At 63.6% G+C, this 15061-nt stretch carries 18 protein-coding genes and 1 tRNA gene; 11 read left to right on the top strand and 8 right to left on the bottom strand.

Features of this window, described 5'->3' with window-relative positions; all coding sequences use genetic code 11:
• Nucleotide 1: 1 nt before the first annotated feature.
• Nucleotides 2-1177, bottom strand: a complete 1176-nt coding sequence (gene hemH, locus KBZ22_RS09275; protein WP_106632849.1) for a ferrochelatase — start codon at nt 1175-1177, stop codon at nt 2-4.
• Nucleotides 1178-1418: 241 nt separating this feature from the next.
• Between hemH and KBZ22_RS09270 the strand changes: the two genes are divergently transcribed.
• Entirely contained in the window at nt 1419-2249 is an 831-nt protein-coding gene (locus KBZ22_RS09270; RefSeq protein ID WP_106632850.1) for a hypothetical protein, read from the top strand.
• Here the strand turns inward: KBZ22_RS09270 and KBZ22_RS09265 are convergent.
• Nucleotides 2228-3175, bottom strand: a complete 948-nt coding sequence (locus KBZ22_RS09265; protein WP_127432025.1) for an NAD-dependent epimerase/dehydratase family protein — start codon at nt 3173-3175, stop codon at nt 2228-2230. The genes KBZ22_RS09270 and KBZ22_RS09265 overlap by 22 nt on opposite strands.
• 102 nt (nt 3176-3277) lie before the next feature.
• On the opposite strand from KBZ22_RS09265, the gene KBZ22_RS09260 reads away from it, so the two are divergent.
• A complete protein-coding gene (locus KBZ22_RS09260; protein ID WP_127432026.1) occupies nt 3278-3520 on the top strand; it encodes a hypothetical protein in 243 nt (80 codons plus the stop codon).
• Between the two features lie 27 nt (nt 3521-3547).
• On the opposite strand, the gene KBZ22_RS09255 is transcribed toward KBZ22_RS09260, so the two are convergent.
• On the bottom strand, nt 3548-4261 hold the full coding sequence (locus tag KBZ22_RS09255) for a heme oxygenase (biliverdin-producing) (RefSeq protein ID WP_255021763.1): 714 nt from the start codon (nt 4259-4261) through the stop codon (nt 3548-3550).
• Between the two features lie 294 nt (nt 4262-4555).
• Here KBZ22_RS09255 and KBZ22_RS09250 point away from each other — a divergent pair, with 294 nt between their 5' ends.
• Genes KBZ22_RS09250 through KBZ22_RS09240 form a run of 3 tightly spaced genes read left to right on the top strand, consistent with a single transcriptional unit; the run spans nt 4556 to nt 6494 of the window.
• Nucleotides 4556-5383 carry a HEAT repeat domain-containing protein gene (locus tag KBZ22_RS09250; RefSeq protein ID WP_255021762.1) on the top strand — a complete coding sequence of 276 codons (828 nt, stop codon included), beginning with the start codon at nt 4556-4558 and terminating at the stop codon, nt 5381-5383.
• Complete coding sequence (locus KBZ22_RS09245) at nt 5380-6024, top strand: HEAT repeat domain-containing protein (RefSeq protein WP_106632342.1); 645 nt, start codon at nt 5380-5382, stop codon at nt 6022-6024. The genes KBZ22_RS09250 and KBZ22_RS09245 overlap by 4 nt, the downstream gene beginning before the upstream one ends.
• Entirely contained in the window at nt 6021-6494 is a 474-nt protein-coding gene (locus tag KBZ22_RS09240) for a low molecular weight protein-tyrosine-phosphatase (RefSeq protein WP_255021761.1), read from the top strand. Before KBZ22_RS09245 ends, KBZ22_RS09240 begins: the two co-directional genes overlap by 4 nt.
• Before the next feature lie 4 nt (nt 6495-6498).
• Here KBZ22_RS09240 and KBZ22_RS09235 read toward each other — a convergent pair whose 3' ends face one another.
• Together KBZ22_RS09235 and KBZ22_RS09230 are read right to left on the bottom strand one after the other, a co-directional pair.
• Nucleotides 6499-8061 carry a bifunctional pantoate--beta-alanine ligase/(d)CMP kinase gene (locus tag KBZ22_RS09235; protein ID WP_255021760.1) on the bottom strand — a complete coding sequence of 521 codons (1563 nt, stop codon included), beginning with the start codon at nt 8059-8061 and terminating at the stop codon, nt 6499-6501.
• Nucleotides 8062-8143: 82 nt separating this feature from the next.
• Nucleotides 8144-8695: a septal ring lytic transglycosylase RlpA family protein gene (locus KBZ22_RS09230; protein ID WP_254929500.1), complete on the bottom strand. Its 552-nt coding sequence runs from the start codon at nt 8693-8695 to the stop codon at nt 8144-8146.
• A gap of 390 nt (nt 8696-9085) precedes the next feature.
• Here KBZ22_RS09230 and purM point away from each other — a divergent pair, with 390 nt between their 5' ends.
• Together purM and KBZ22_RS09220 are read left to right on the top strand one after the other, a co-directional pair.
• Nucleotides 9086-10126, top strand: coding sequence for a phosphoribosylformylglycinamidine cyclo-ligase (gene purM, locus KBZ22_RS09225; RefSeq protein ID WP_255021773.1), 1041 nt, complete (start codon nt 9086-9088; stop codon nt 10124-10126).
• A gap of 214 nt (nt 10127-10340) precedes the next feature.
• The gene (locus KBZ22_RS09220) at nt 10341-10982 is read left to right on the top strand and encodes a hypothetical protein (RefSeq protein ID WP_255019460.1); all 642 of its coding nucleotides are present in this window, start codon (nt 10341-10343) and stop codon (nt 10980-10982) included.
• On the opposite strand, the gene KBZ22_RS09215 is transcribed toward KBZ22_RS09220, so the two are convergent.
• Nucleotides 10979-11950: an aldo/keto reductase gene (locus tag KBZ22_RS09215; RefSeq protein WP_255021759.1), complete on the bottom strand. Its 972-nt coding sequence runs from the start codon at nt 11948-11950 to the stop codon at nt 10979-10981. The genes KBZ22_RS09220 and KBZ22_RS09215 overlap by 4 nt on opposite strands.
• A gap of 35 nt (nt 11951-11985) precedes the next feature.
• Between KBZ22_RS09215 and KBZ22_RS09210 the strand changes: the two genes are divergently transcribed.
• Both KBZ22_RS09210 and KBZ22_RS09205 read left to right on the top strand, forming a co-directional pair.
• A complete protein-coding gene (locus KBZ22_RS09210) occupies nt 11986-12144 on the top strand; it encodes a hypothetical protein (RefSeq protein WP_254998987.1) in 159 nt (52 codons plus the stop codon).
• A gap of 8 nt (nt 12145-12152) precedes the next feature.
• Nucleotides 12153-12656: a hypothetical protein gene (locus KBZ22_RS09205; protein ID WP_255021758.1), complete on the top strand. Its 504-nt coding sequence runs from the start codon at nt 12153-12155 to the stop codon at nt 12654-12656.
• 35 nt (nt 12657-12691) lie between these two features.
• Here KBZ22_RS09205 and KBZ22_RS09200 read toward each other — a convergent pair.
• Nucleotides 12692-12762, bottom strand: a tRNA-Cys gene (locus tag KBZ22_RS09200).
• Nucleotides 12763-12806: 44 nt separating this feature from the next.
• Between KBZ22_RS09200 and KBZ22_RS09195 the strand changes: the two genes are divergently transcribed.
• On the top strand, nt 12807-14057 hold the full coding sequence (locus KBZ22_RS09195) for a lipid-A-disaccharide synthase-related protein (RefSeq protein WP_255021757.1): 1251 nt from the start codon (nt 12807-12809) through the stop codon (nt 14055-14057).
• A 28-nt stretch (nt 14058-14085) separates the two neighbouring features.
• On the top strand, nt 14086-14343 hold the full coding sequence (locus tag KBZ22_RS09190) for a hypothetical protein (RefSeq protein ID WP_255021756.1): 258 nt from the start codon (nt 14086-14088) through the stop codon (nt 14341-14343).
• Between the two features lie 15 nt (nt 14344-14358).
• Here the strand turns inward: KBZ22_RS09190 and KBZ22_RS09185 are convergent, their stop codons facing one another.
• A complete protein-coding gene (locus KBZ22_RS09185; protein ID WP_106632352.1) occupies nt 14359-15036 on the bottom strand; it encodes a ribonuclease D in 678 nt (225 codons plus the stop codon).
• Nucleotides 15037-15061 lie beyond the last annotated feature (25 nt).

Raw genomic sequence — 15061 nt, 5'->3', positions numbered from 1 at the left:
ATCAAAGCAGACCTATGGCATGAAGAGGGCCACTTCCACTGATCAGCTCCACCAGGAAAGCGGAGAATCCGACCATAGCTAAGCGGCCATTCCACACTTCTGAGCTGTTGTTCCAGCCCCAAGCCCACTTGTCTTGGGGGTAGAGCTTCACGGTGCTGGGCAAAGCCGCCGCCTGGTCAAGATTCACTTCGGGCCCATCCAGGGCCTGCTGGACAAGTCGCGCAAGCCCCTGGATGAAAGCAGGGTTGGTGTCAAGCGCCGGCACACGCCGAAAATTAGTGATGCCCGACTCGAAAGCCAGCTTGCGGTACTCAATGTCGATCTCTTCAAGGGTCTCGATGTGCTCGCTCACAAAACTGATCGGCACAACCACCAGATCCTTCACACCCTGCCGCCCTAGCTCCGCCAATGCCTCGTCGGTGTAGGGCTTGAGCCACTCCACAGGACCCACCCGGCTCTGATAAGCAAGGGTGAAAGAGTTGCTGTGGCCCAATGTGGCCTCCAACTTCTCGATGATCAGCCGGGCGCAGGTTTCGATCTCCCCTTGGTAGGGATCGCCCGCTTCTTCCACGTAGCTCTTAGGAACACCGTGGGCGCTGAAGAACACGTGGGCGCTGTCAGGGTCCGGGCAGGCCTGGATCTCGCGGGCGATCAGCCCGGCCATGGCGTCGATATAGCCCCGGTCATCGTGGTAGCTGCGGATGCATCGAATCGGCAAAGCTGCGAAGACAGGATCAGCCTGACGAAGACGCTGAAGCTCCCTAAAGCTGGAACCGCTGGTGCTAATTGAGAAGTGAGGGTAAAGAGGCAGCACCACCACCTCATCCACATCGTCGGCTTTGATGTCTGCCACCGCCGATTCGGTGAATGGGTGCCAGTAGCGCATCGCCACGTAGCTGGTGGCCTCGATCCCAAGCAGGCGCAGGGCACTCTGCAGCTCCCGCGCCTGCTGCTCGGTGATTCGCCGCAGTGGCGAGCCACCGCCGATAGAGCGATAAGCCTCCTGCGACTTGCTCGCCCGCAGACTGCTGATCAGCCAAGCCAGAGGTTTCTGCAGAGCCGGGTTGGGTAGCCGGATGATCTCCGGATCCGAGAACAGGTTGTAGAGAAAAGGGCCGACATCCTGGATGCGCTCCGGACCCCCGAGGTTCAGCAGGAGCACACCTACCTTGGCCATGGCTTGGCGATCATGAGGCCAATCATCACCTTAGGTCTACAACCGCTTGCAGCTGCACTCGCTCGGTTAATTAAGAAACGTTTAGGGTCAGCCCTGACAACGAAGTGGATCAAGCCACGCCCCAGCCCCAGGGATCTTTCACCAGCGGATAGTGGCCTGAGAGCCCCATAAACTTTTCGCTGCGGACCCCTCTGATCACGAAACAACGATTCTGGAAAACCCGATTACCAAACTGAAGACGATGGAAGCTTCAGATAACCACGCCAAAGCCGCAGCTGATCGGCAATGGGACCTTATGCGCGCCAGCTTTGATGGCGACTGGCAGGGAACAACCACCTGGTATGGCCGCAACGGCGACGGCATGAACATGAAGCAGGGCACCGTCAACCCGGAGGCCTCGCTTTACGCCATCCGCTTCTCGGATGCGCATACGGGTGAATGGCATGGAACCGGCCTTCGATTCGCACCGGGTGGAGAACGCCGCTTCCCCCTATATCGGCACAATTACAACCTCAGCCACAACTGCTGGCATTTTCCGCAGACTGCAGGTCAGTCGAGCCTGCAAATGGCAGGCAGCGTCGCGCGTGCTGGGCATGAAGTGAACTTCTTCAGCGGTCGCAGTCGTTCGATGCTGGTTGCGCTTTACCAGCAACAACCGGATGGACAGATGCTGCTGGACTCAATCGCCGCCACACCCTTCCGCTGCCAACGCACCAGTCCTGACCCAGAACGCACTCAGTTTCAATCGTTGGAGGCGGTATTAGAGACCGTCATTGGCTGGCAAGGGGTGGAATCAGTGATCAGACCCGGATTCAGTTCTGGAATTGCAATGTCAGAACAGCGGCTGGCGCCATTCTGTAGCGAATGGTTTATCAAAAATGAAGTGAACGGGCTATTTGCAGATAATTTAATCTGCAGCCTGCCGGAGATTTTGCCAAAGCATTCATTTGGCCTCCACTTCGGCTGCATACTAGATCGTCAAAACTTTGTGCATCTAACAATGGAGTTTGATGCCAATCACAATCTCTTGGCCTGGATAGAGCGCCGCTATCAGCCCACCATGCATGGATGAGAGAGGCTGAAGCCAAGCTGCTTAAGCTTCTCATTACTCACCCGCGCATTAAGGATTCGATCGCTGGTGTCTCTGGTCAACCACTTGGCCAGTGGCAGCCCAGCGCGCTCACACAACCGATTTGTGAGCTCCTGGCCGTTGTACTGGGTATCATTGACCAGGTTGTACGTGTCATTCAGGCCTTGGTCAAAGGCGAAGTTGATACCGCGAACGATGTCGTCGCGGTGAATCCAGCACGGCACATTCAAGCCATTACGCTGCACTAATCCGCCAGCTGCACTGAGCAACATGGCCGGAATATCACGTCCAGGCCCATATATGCCACCGAGGCGCAACACGCAGACCTTGATCGATTCGGAGCGGACCGACGCGATCATCTGCTCTGCCCTCACGAGCACGGAATTCACTGGATGATTTGAATCAGTTGGATCGCTCTCACTTGTGAGCGCTCCCTGCCGGTTGCCATACACGCCACAGCTACTTAGGTGAACAAGCTGGAGTGGCGAGCTGACAGGCCGACGGCTAAGCGTTTCGATCAGCCGTTGCAGACCGCCAAGAAAGGTCTGCTCGTATTGGCTCAGCTCAACACTGGAACTCTTCGACGGAGCGAAGGACACCAAGATGCCGTCGAGATCTGCTGCGAAGTCCAGACTGCTGGAGGGATCCGTCGAATCAAAAACCAGCGGATTCCCTACTAGGTCGGCCAGCTCTGCCAAGCGTTCATGCCGGGTTGTGGTGCCCCAAAGTGCATGCCCTTCCTGCTTCCAGGATTTGGCAACCGCTTCGCCCACATAGCCACAACCCAGGATTGCGCGACGCTCGCCCGAGGGCAGGATCGGGCGCTCTTGGAGAGACAGCAACTGATAGAGGGAAGCCAGATCTGGGGCAGAAGTCATCCCGCAAAGCCCAATCATGAAGTTTTGCAACCCTAGGCCTGCCGGATGGGGGGTTGCGTTGTCACCGCTACGGATGACGCTCCCTGAGCCCTACTCGGTTCTTGTGGCAGCCTGAGCTATCTCCTTAAGCCCATGCCCGTCTATTGCGTCGAAGTGCCTGGACTAGCGCCAGTTTCCGTGACTTGCGCCGGCTGCAGCGGAGATGCTTTGCAACTGGCACTGCGGGAGCAGGGACTGGACAACTTCCGTGTCGAGCGGCGCAGCAAAGATGGTCGCCAGTGGTGGTTTCAGGCCAACTTCAAGCCAGGCACCATCGACCCAGCCACCCCTGGAGGTCTCACCCGGCTGGTGAGCGTTGATCTAATTGAGGACTGATGGGTCCGATCCAAGCGCCGCTAAGCCTCAGGCCGCCACCACTTCCGTGCTGCCCGAACGCTGACGCCGGGTAAGGAAGCCAAACAGAACCTTGCCAATGGCAGCGATCAGATTGCCTTCCAGTTCCTGGAACATGGTCATGTTCAGGTGGAAGGCGTGGTTGGCCTCCTCCACAATGCGATCGGCCATGGCTTGGTCGATCGGCAGGGCGTCGAGGGTGGTGCGGTAGTTGGCCTTGAAGCCCTTCTCATCGGGAATAGCCGCGAATTCGTAGAAACGCAGGCCATCGTGCTCGCCCAGGCTCATCGCCTTCTGGGCGATGTTCTTGAGGATCTGGCCTCCAGAAAGATCACCTATGTAGCGGGTGTAGTGGTGACCCACCAGCAGCTCCGGGCACTCCTGAGCCACCTGGTGCAGCCGCTCTACGTATTGCTGGGCTCCAGGGGTGGGTTGGACCGCATTACGCCAGTCGCCACCGAAATAAAAGGCAAGATCCTGCTCGAGACTTTCGCGCCGGTTCAGCTCTGGGAAAGCCACTGGGCCCACCACCGGATGCTCCCTAAGCCGGCCAAACTCCTCCTCCATGGCCGTGTACACGAAATAAAGGTCGGCCACCAGGGTGCGGTAGCTGGCCTTATCCACCACCCCCTTGAGGAAGCAGCTCACGAAGCCGGTGTTCTCCGCCATCGTGTGGGCCTTTTTGGTGCCTTCACGCAGTTGGGAAGCGAGCGCAACAGCCATAGGTGCCGGTCTGAGGAACAGGTATGTCGGCAGCAACTTAGAGGGGGCGCCCTGGATTGGTTTGCCCCTTTGCGAAGAGTTCACGACTGGAGTAGTAGGCCCGCCACGCGCGTTGGTCCTGGGGCTGAGTTGATGCTTTGAAAGCCCCATTTATGCGATTCCGGTGCCTGGCTGGCTCTCACTCATTGAGAGCCAGGCCTCAGCGGACCTGCCGGAATCATGCCCAAGCTGAAATTTCGAACCAGACCGGGCAGTGGCAACATCACTTGGAGCCCGCGTCTCGCGACAGCACCCATGGCCGACGACGACGCCAGCCCCCCCCAGGCAGGCGAACCCATTAGTGAGCAGGAAGCCCTGCGCCGGCTCCGCCAGAGCGAAGACTCCTCCCAGCAGTACTACGGAGCCTGGTGGCTGGGCCGAATGCGCAGCCAGCACCCAGAGGCAGTGCCCCTATTGCAACAAGCCCTGCGTCGACGCCGGCCCAGGGATAGCGGGGCCGGCGTCGAGGAGAACGCAGTAGCCCGCAATGCCGCCCGCTCCCTCGGCAAACTGGCTCCAGCAGCACAAGCGGCCATCCCCGACCTGCTCGACACCCTGCAGGACGGCGACGACGGACTACGGGAAGCGGCAGCCCGGGCCCTGGGCCAACTCGGGGCCAGCGAAGCCATTGAGGCTCTCTGCGAGAGGCTAGCCAGCGGCCCCGCCGTGGCTGGCGTCCAGCAGGCCAACAGCCACCGCCTGATGGAACCCTGCGAAGCTCTGCTGGAGGCCTTGGGCGACATCGGTGTCAACGAGCCGCGGGTGCTGGCCGTGGTGAAACCCTTCCTCGGCCACGAGAGCCCCCTGATCCGCAGCGCTGCGGCCCGCACCCTGCTGCAACTGAGCGGTGAGGCGCGCTGGGGGGAACTGCTTGTGGACCTACTTGACCATCCCCAGCTGCAGGTGCGTCATGCAGCCCTGATGGATCTAGGTGCCGCCGGCTGGCGGCCCGGATTTAAAGCCATTGCCGCCACCCTTGCCGAAAACAGTCTGAAATTGATTGCCCTGCGGGGGCTGGTGGAAAAGGGCAGCGGCGACCCCGGCGACGAGGCCCTGCTGGCCTACATGGACACCTTGCTATGAGCCAGGTTTCACTGGTGGCAGCCCGGATTGCAGCCCTGCAACAGGCCGGCAGTGCCCTGGCCCTACAGCAAGCCACCCAGGAACTGGCCAGCTGCGCCGATGCCAGCGCAGCTCCAGTGCTGGTGGAGGTGTTGGGCTTCAACAACCCCGGTGCGGCGGTAGCCGCCGTGAAGGGGCTGATCAGCCTGGGGCCAGCGGCCGTGGAAGCCCTGTTGCAGCTCGACCCAGTGAATTACGGGGCTAGGGCCTGGGCCGTGCGCGCCCTCGCCGGCATCGGTGATGTGCGTGGGCTAGAGCTGCTGCTCGATGCCCTCGGCAGCGACGTAGCTGCCAGCGTGCGCCGGGCTGCCGCCAAGGGGCTCGGCCAACTGCAACTGGACGAGCTCCCCCCTGACCAACAGCAAGCTGTGCGGCGTCAGTGCCTAGGAGCCCTGCTGGCCGCCACTAGCGACGGCGAGTGGGTGGTGCGCTACGCGGTGGCAGTGGGGTTGGAGTTGCTGGCAGCTGGCCTGCCCGCGGCAGGACCGGAGAGGCAGCTGGCCCAACAGGGCCTGCTCACACTGCAGGAAGCGGCCGCAGACAACGCTCCGGTGGTGCAGAGGCGCGCCAACTTGGCCCTTTCACGGCTGGAGCTGCAATGAAGAAACAGGTGCTGTTTGTCTGCCTGGGCAACATCTGCCGCTCCCCAGCCGCTGAAGGGGTGTTTTTGCACCTGCTCCAGCAATCTCAGGCTGGTGAGCGGTTTGTGGTGGATTCGGCTGGCACCGGGGGCTGGCATGTGGGCAAGGCTGCCGATGCCCGCATGCGCGCAGCCGCCAGCCGCCGCGGCATCCAGCTACCCAGCCGGGCGCGACAGCTGGAGCGAGCGGACCTCAACCGCTTCGACCACATCCTCACCATGGACGCCAGCAACCTGCTTCAGGTGCAAGCCCTAGCCGGGAAAGCTGGCGGCAGCAGCCTCGCCCGCATCGAGCCGCTACTGCGCTATTGCAGTCGGTTTGATGTCAGCGAAGTGCCCGATCCCTATTACGGGGGAGCCGAGGGATTTGAGCACGTGCTCGACCTACTGGAAGACGCCTGCAGTGGCCTGCTGCAGGCCCTAGACGTCTAAACGACTAAACGCCGTTAGCGGCCGGCCAGGCCTCCTCCGGAACCCTCTCGCGGAACAGGTCCACGAGTGCCTGGATCACAGCCTCAATGGCCATACCGTCCGTAACCAGCTCCACCGCATCCGCTGCCTGGCACAGCGGAGCCACCTCCCGGCTGGAATCCTGGTGATCACGGGCAACTATCTGGGCCTCCAGTTCAGCCAGAGGTGGCACCTCAAAGCCCCGCCGCTCGAGGTCTTGGGCGCGACGGCGGGCCCGCTCCGCCGCAGTGGCCGTGAGAAAAACCTTGAGCTCGGCGTCGGGGAAAACGGCGGTGCCGATGTCGCGGCCCTCGGCCACCAGCCCCCCCTTAAGCCCCATGGCCTGCTGCTGGGCAGTGAGGGCCTGGCGCACACAGCCGTGGGCAGCCACCAGGGAGACCTGGGCCGTTACCTCCGGGCTGCGAATCGCCTCGGCCACGTCGAAGCCATTGATGCTCACCAGCTGCTCGCCGGCGCCGCTGGCACTGAGCTGCAGATCCAGGCCCAGCAGCAGGGGTTCCACAGCCGCCGCATCGGCAGGGTCGGCTTCCTGGCGCAGCACCCACCAGGTGAGGGCCCGGTACATGGCGCCGGTGTCCAGGTAAACCAGGCCCATTTGGCGCGCAAAGGCACGGGTGACGGTGCTCTTGCCCGCCCCCGCTGGTCCATCAATGGCAACGATCGGCAGACGAGACATCAGAAAACAATGGTCGATCAGGCGGCTTGAACCGCAGTGCACCGCAGTGGCGAGCAGGGCCAAGCCTTGCACTTGCTGCAATGGCTCCAGGCTATGGGGAGCCACAAGCTCCACATAATCCACCCTCAGGCCCGCCGCTTCCAGCTGCTGGGCCAGCTGGGAAGTGAGCGCTGGGGCTTGGGAAAGGCCGCCACGCAGTTGGGCAGCCGCAGCCGCCAGACCAGCTGGCAGCGCCGCGGCCTGCTGGCGCTGGGAGGGGGAAAGGCGACGGTTGCGGGAGCTGCAGGCGAGCCCATCGGCCTCCCGCACTGTGGGGCAGCCCTGAATGCGCAGCGGCAAGCCCAGATCCGCCACCACCCGCCTCAGGATCACCAGCTGCTGCCAATCCTTTTCGCCAAGCAGCAGGAGATCAGGGCGCACCAGGGTCAGCAGCCGAATCACCACGGTGGCCACCCCCTCAAAGTGCTGGGGCCGGTGGAGGCCACAGAGCCCCTGACGCAAAAGCAAAGGCGGCACCACCCGGGTCAAGCCGGCCTCGCCCCGGGGGTAGATCTCCGCCACGCTGGGAGCAAACAGGGCCGTGGCACCGGCGGCGGCGGCTAGATCAATGTCGGAACGGAGGTCCCGGGGATAGGACTCGAGATCTTCCCCAGGGCCGAACTGCAGGGGATTGACAAACACACTCAGCAACACAGATGGGGGCTGGCCTGACCCTTGCCTCAGTGCCGCTGCTCGGCGAATCAGCTGCTGATGACCCTCATGCAGCGACCCCATCGTGGGCACGAAATGCAGGGGAGCCTGCTGCTGCTGCCGCCAGGCGGCTAGGTCTTGGCATGTTTCGAGCAGGTCCAAGGAAAGAGCGGCGGCAGCCAACAAAAAACCCACCCGCCAGATTGGCGGATGGGCTGATTGAGGGGAGCTGGCTTAGCTCAGCTCACTGGAGCACTTCGAGACGCACTTGAGCAACGCCACTGGCTGTGAGGCCTAAGGACTGGGCAGCTCCATGGGCAATGTCAATGACGCGGTTGCCGTGGAAAGGACCCCGGTCGTTGATGCGCACCACGGCGGTGCGGCCATTCCAGAGGTTGGTCACACGCACCTTGGTGCCGAAAGGCAGGGTGCGGTGGGCCGCCGTGAGGGTGCCAGGACGAAAGACTTCGCCGTTGGCAGTGCGGTTGCCGAAGAATCCGGGGCCGTACCAACTTGCCTGACCCTTGGAGCTATGCACCACACGGGGCGCTGGCTTTGGGGCAGGAGCGATAGGGGTCGGAGGAGCCTGCTTGATCTGGGTGTCACTTGGTGACAGCTCCACATCAACCTCGCGGATGGCGACTGCAGGCGAAGGGCCTTGGGGCTCAGGGCTGGAAACAGCCATCGCTACAGCATCGTTGCTGGTTGAGGCGAGGCTGGACTCGGCGATGGCGGGAACCAAAGCACTGCCGGAGAGAAGCAGGGCGAGAGCCCCAAGGGAGAAGGTGCTGCGCATAACAAACGAAACTCGCCGCTGTTGCGGCAATCACCAGCCAGAGGCAATTAGTGATTCGTCAGCGTTGGATTCGATCTCAAACTGAATGGAGTTGAGATACGAATTCGCGTTCGGGGTTCCTATCGGGAATTGACGACAGGGCAAAGTTAACTGCTTCAGCCGGCCGTTTCGGTCAAAAACGACACCTACAAGATTGATCAGCAATTGTCATCCAAGCGACCAGGGCAGGCGCTTACAGGGCTGAGCGGGGGTAGGCAAGGCCAGCGAGGATCAGCGACCCAAATCACAATCATCAGCGCAGCTAATCGTTTGGGGTGCCAATCGGGCAATTGGCCCCGGATTTGGGCAGGTGGCATCAGAGGATCGGAGCTGCAGATGGGTTCGCACGGGATGGACTACCGCACAGCCGGGGTGGATGTGGTCGCAGGCAGGGAGTTTGTGGAGCGGATCCGATCCAGTGTTGAAGCGACACGGCGCCCTGAGGTTGTGGGCGGGCTCGGAGGCTTCGGGGGGCTATGCCGACTGCCCGCCGGGCTACGGGATCCCCTGCTGGTCTCCGGCACCGACGGGGTTGGCACCAAGCTTGAGCTGGCTCAGGCCTACGGCCGCCACCACGATGTGGGCATCGACTTGGTGGCTATGTGCGTCAACGACGTAATCACCAGCGGGGCCGAGCCGCTTTTCTTCCTTGATTACATCGCCACAGGCAAGCTCAGCCCGGAGGCCATGGCTGAGGTGGTGGAGGGCATCGCCGATGGTTGCCGCCAAAGCGGCTGCGCCCTTCTTGGCGGCGAAACAGCCGAAATGCCTGGCTTCTATGCCCCGGGCCGCTACGACCTGGCCGGTTTCTGCGTGGCCGTGGTCGAGGCGAGCGCCCTGATCGATGGACGGGCCGTTAGTCCAGGGGATCGCATCCTGGCGGTGGCCAGCAGTGGGGTCCATAGCAATGGCTTCAGCCTGGTGCGCCGCATTCTTGAGAGCCAGGCAGTCGATGAACTCACGACCCTGCCCCACAGCAACCAAAACCTGATAGATGCCCTGCTCGCCCCCACCCGTCTCTATGGAACCTTGGTTAAAGCCTTGCTTGCCAGCAAGGTGCCCATAAACGGCATGGCCCACATCACCGGCGGCGGCCTGCCTGAAAACCTGCCCCGCTGCCTGCCCACTGGGGTGCACGGCGTGATCGACCCAGCCAGCTGGCAGCGTCCAGCTCTGTTCCACTGGCTGCAGCAAGCCGGCGAAGTGCCGGAGGCCGATCTCTGGAACACCTTCAATTTGGGGGTGGGCTACTGCCTAGTGGTGCCGGCAGCTGCAGCGGATCAAGCTCTCGCAATCTGCCAAGACACTGGCTACGAGGCCTGGGAGCTGGGCGCGGTGGCCAATGGCAGTGCTGGAGCGCAACCGCTGGCAGGACTTCCCTTCAGCGCTTGATCAGCCCGGCTGCCAATGGCCAATTGCATCAGAGTGGGCTGCTGGCCCGGTCGGAAGACGCTCTCCTGCCTAGGGTGCTGGCCTCGAAGTTGATCAACACCTATCGCCCCGGTTCCTGAGCCGGGGCGATGTTCGAGCCATACGTAGTTGTATTAGGAGTGGCGTCATGACGCAATCAATAGGTTCACCACAGCGAATAGCGGCCCCAAGCCCCTTGGGCTCCTCCGCTGCACCTCCCCTCGGCACCGGTCAACGCATCACCCGCCGCCGCAGCTCGGCCGGCCCCGTAGCCCCAGCCCGGCCGCAACGCCCCCGAGAGCTTCAGGCAGCGCCCCAGCGGGGTGGAGTGAGGCCCACCTTCCTCACCCTGCGAGATCACGGCAAGGTCTATGTAGCCGACCTGCCCCGGCTCTCAGACGGCCAACTGGCCCACGTGACCAAAGAAGCGCGGGAGGTGCTTGAAAGCCTGGGTCGCCGGCTTGAGGAGCTTGAGGCTCAGCCTTTCCTATCCCAGGCCGAACAGGACACCAGGATCCGGGCTTCCACGAAGCGGGATGTTACGGAGCGCTTCCTGCGCTCAATCGATGACGAGCTGCAGCTACGCCACAACAACCCCGCCCTGAGGGCAGCGGCTGGTGAGTCGCTGGCTCGAGCCTTCCTGGAGCTGGCACGCCACCGGCTGCCTGGAGCCACCTTCGATTCCCTGCTGCAGGAAGCCCTGGCAGCCTGCGGTCCCGAAGCGGCCGCCGAAGCCGAAAGCCACGGCGACCACGGTCCCAGCCCTGTGGTGCCCCTGGTACGCCCCCAGGCCATGCCGGTGGTGCTCACCCTCGATCCAGCCCCCCAGGCCGGCTAGTCGCTCTGGAAGGGATTGGCAGGCATGCCTACGTCCAATCCCAGCGCCAGATCATCTAGACGGCGACGCTCCTCCTCAGACAAGTTCCAGGCCAGGGCAGCCGCGGCCTGCTCCACCTGCTCCGGCCGGCGCAGGCCAGGAATCGGCAAAGCGCCGTGGGCACGACACCAGTTGAGGGCCACCGCCGCCAGGCCGGCGTCGCGACTGGCCGCGATTCGGGCCATCTCAGCCTGGAGCTCAACCAAGGCGGGAGCTAGACGGCGGAACAAAGCTCCCCTTGGCCCCCTAGGCAGAGGCCCATCCGCCATTGATCTGGCCAGCAGCCCCAGGGCCAGGGGGCTGTAGGCGATCAAACGAATACCCAGCTCACGGCAGACTTCAGCCACGCCGCCCGGCTGGACCGGATTGGGTGCCAGCAGTGATAGCTGCACTTGGAGGCTGCTGAGCGGCACTCCCCGCTCGGCCAAGCGCCGGTGCACCGCCCGCAGGCGACGCGGTCCCATATTTGAAACGCCAAGGGCCGCCACCTCCCCCTGCTGCACCAGATCAGCCAGACCCTCAAGCAGGGGGTCCTCCTGCCAGGGGGCGTAACGAGCCGTGCTCCAGTGCAGCTGCACCAAATCAATTCGACCGGCCAGGCGCCGTTTCGACGCTGCAAAAGCCCGTTCATAGCCGCGGCGCCCCAGTCGCCAGGGGAAGGGGGCGAGCTTGGTAGCCACCAGCAGCTGGTCGCGCTGGGCCGCCGGTAGGGCCGCCGCAAAGCGGCCCAAAAGGGCCTCACTGCGGCCGTTAAGCCTGCCAGTGCCGTAGGAGTCAGCGGTATCAAAGGTGTGCAGGCCGCAGACCACAGCCCGCTGGAAGGTGGCTTCAAGCACCGGATCCTGGCTCGGGTCGTAGCCCCAGAGGAACTGGTTTCCCCAGGCCCAAGTGCCAACACCGATGCCTGGTTGGCCAATTGGATGCGCCATCGTGGAGTTACTTGCCAACCCTGATACTCCCCAAAATGCCCGATGCCCTTAACCCCGGCAGCACCGCCAGCTTGCCCAATGCTGCAGCCGAACCGGCGCTCCCCCCAGACCCAGTTCTTTGCCAACACTGCGGACGCACCGCCAGCAATGGCATCAGCTGCCAGGGCAGCTGCGTGGCCGACTCGGGCTACTGAGCACGCCCATGGCTCGAATGTTCAGCCTGGGCCTGATGCTGCTGGCCTGGGCCAGCGCCGCCCAAGCAGGGGGCTTCGGGCGCTGGGAGATCGGGCTAAGAGGCTGCTCACTGAGGCAGGGCCAGATGGGGCAACCCCAGCTACTGCGCGAACAGAAGCAGAACTGCGTCCGGTTGCGGCTTGAACAAAACATGGAGGGGCTGCTGAGTGTGCGCCTGATCACGCCCTCTGCCAACCAACTATTCGGCAGCAGGAGCCTGGTGTTCGCCGGTGTGCTCGCCCCCGGTCAAAAGCCGATGCGCTGCGGCGCCGATGGCAAATGCAAACCGCAATGGCCTATCCAGCTGGATGTGACCACGGTGGCCACCAACGTGGCATTAGACGGATCTCCAGCGCCCACCTTGCCCCGGGCCCAGCTAGCCAAAGGGACATGCCTGCTGGAACGCCATCGAGTGAGGTGCGAGGCCAGTGATTCCAGCGGACAGAGGTGGGAAGCTCAGGCCCGCCTCTGAAATGAGGCGGAGCTTCAAGCCGAAGCCATTAATAAAGGCGGCACCCAGATTCGAACTGGGGGTAAAGGATTTGCAATCCTCTGCCTTACCACTTGGCCATGCCGCCGGCCGGGGAGCAAACTCCCTGCAGCGGATCGTATCAGCCACGGCATGTCCTCCCGTCTGCTGGTTCTGAGCAACGGCCACGGTGAGGATCTGATCGCCCAACGGGTTCTGCAGGCCCTACGGGCGCGGCGGCCCAACCTGGAAATCCAGGTACTGCCCCTGGTGGGGCTCGGCGAGGCGTTCAGCGCCGACGCAGCTGCCGGCCACCTGCAGCAGATCGGCCCCCAGCTGCAGCTGCCTAGTGGTGGCTTCAGCAACCAGAGCTTGAGGGGCCTGGCCCGGGACCTCGGGGCCGGACTGCCCCTGCTGAGCTGGCGCCAACTGCAACTTGTGCGCCACTTGGCCCGTCAAGGCAGCCCGGTGCTAGCAATTGGCGACCTGCTGCCCCTACTGCTGGCCTGGAGCGGCGGCGGCAGCTTCGGCTTCATCGGCACCCCCAAAAGCGACCACACCTGGGCCACGCCGGCACCACCGGACTGGGCGGCGACACCGCTCGCTGATGCCTACCACCGCTGCAAGGGCAGCGAATGGGATCCGTGGGAATGGGCGTTGATGGGCAGCCGGCGCTGCCGGCTCGTGGCCGTGCGCGACCAGCTCACCGCCCAAGGGCTGCGGCGCCACAAGGTGGCAGCCCTGGCTCCTGGCAACCCAATGATGGATGGCTTCCGCCACAACCCTCTGCCGGCCGGGCTGGCAAGCCAGCGGCGCCTAATCCTGCTGGCCGGCAGCCGCCTGCCCGAAGCCCTCGGCAATGCCCGCCGGCTGCTGGGCTGCCTCAACCTCCAGCAGCCGCGGCAGCCAGCCAGCGTGCTGGTGGCCTCTGGATCGGCGCCCACGGTCGCCGCCTGGGCCGAGCTGTTGGGGCAAGCGGGCTTTACGCCCCTATCGCCAGCAGCAGCTAGCGCCGCCAGCGGAGCCATTAGCAGCTGGCAACGGGGCCGCTGGACCCTGCTGCTTGGCCAAAACCGCTTCGCCACTTGGGCCGGCTGGGCCGAGCTGGGCCTGGCCACCGCGGGCACTGCCACGGAGCAACTAGCGGGGCTGGGGGTGCCCTGCCTGTCGCTGCCGGGCCCCGGGCCCCAATTCAAGGCTGGCTTTGCCCGCCGCCAGAGCCGCCTGCTGGGGGGGGCCGTCGTGCCCTGCCATTCCCAACAGGAGCTGGCCCTAAAACTGCACCAACTGCTCGACGATCCAGCCGAATGCGCCCGGCGTGGCGCCATGGGTCGGGAGCGGATGGGGCCGGACGGTGGCAGCGCCCAGCTAGCCGAGCTGGTGGAGCAACAGCTGCTGGGATGATGCGGCCACCCCCGCAGCTCCGTCGCCCATGGCCGGCATTCCCGATCGGGCCTACAACGCCGCCTGCGGCATGTTGGCCAGCCAGTTGAGCATCAGCCTGGCGGCCGCCCGCCGCAAGGTCGACGTGCGCAGCTCCCAGGAGGGGCTGAAAGAAACCGCAGCCAAGCTCGCCCTGGCCCAGCAGATGCTTGCGGAAGCCCAAGCCAGCGGCGAAAACCACCATGAGTTGCTCAGCTCCCTGCTGGAGGCAGTCGGCAACGACGAGAACTTCATGGTGGAGGACTGAGCCGGCCGGGGCCCTTCAGCGGTTGCCGCCGGTGGAGTGCTCAAACAGCAGGTGAAAGCGCTGGCGATCCAGATCGGCCAACACCGGGATGCAGCCAAAGCAACGCTCAGCCAGCTGCCAGCGCTCCTCCCGCTTCAGCATGGTTTCCAACCTGTCGCGAGCGGGAAGCAAGTAGCGCACATCGCCGGCGGCGTAGGCCAGCTGGACATCAGAGAGATCTTCAACCCGGCCCCAATCGGAACTCTGGGCCTGCTTGTCGAGCTCAATGCCCACCAGCTCCTGCACCACTTCCTTGAGGCCATGGCGGGGGCTGTAAGTGCGGCCCAGCCGGCTGGCCACCTTGGTGCAAAAGATCGGATCGACGGCAATTGCCAAGTTTTCAGCCAGGGCAGCCACGTCAAACCGGGCGAAGTGGAAAACTTTTTCAATCGCCGGGTTTTCCATCAAGACCTGGAGCCGGGGTGCCGAGCTCTGGCCGCGGTGGAGGCGGATGCAGCAAACGTTGTCGTTGTCGTCGCAGATCTGTACCAGGCAGAGCCGGTCGCGGCCATGAATCAGACCCATCGCCTCGGTGTCCACCGCCAGCGCCCTAGCCCCGGCGTAAAGGGCCGCCCACTCGGCATCAAGATCACCGTCAAACACGGCGAAGCGGGCGGGAGCCGGCAGGTTGCTGGGGGCAGACGAAGCGGTCACACGGAAAGGGCGAATGCCTTGCCAT

The organism is Cyanobium sp. L1E-Cus (assembly GCF_024345755.1).
In the GTDB taxonomy this organism is placed as follows: domain Bacteria; phylum Cyanobacteriota; class Cyanobacteriia; order PCC-6307; family Cyanobiaceae; genus Cyanobium_A; species Cyanobium_A usitatum.
Note: the sequence above shows the minus strand (reverse complement) of the source record. Positions and strands in the feature narration are given on the sequence as shown.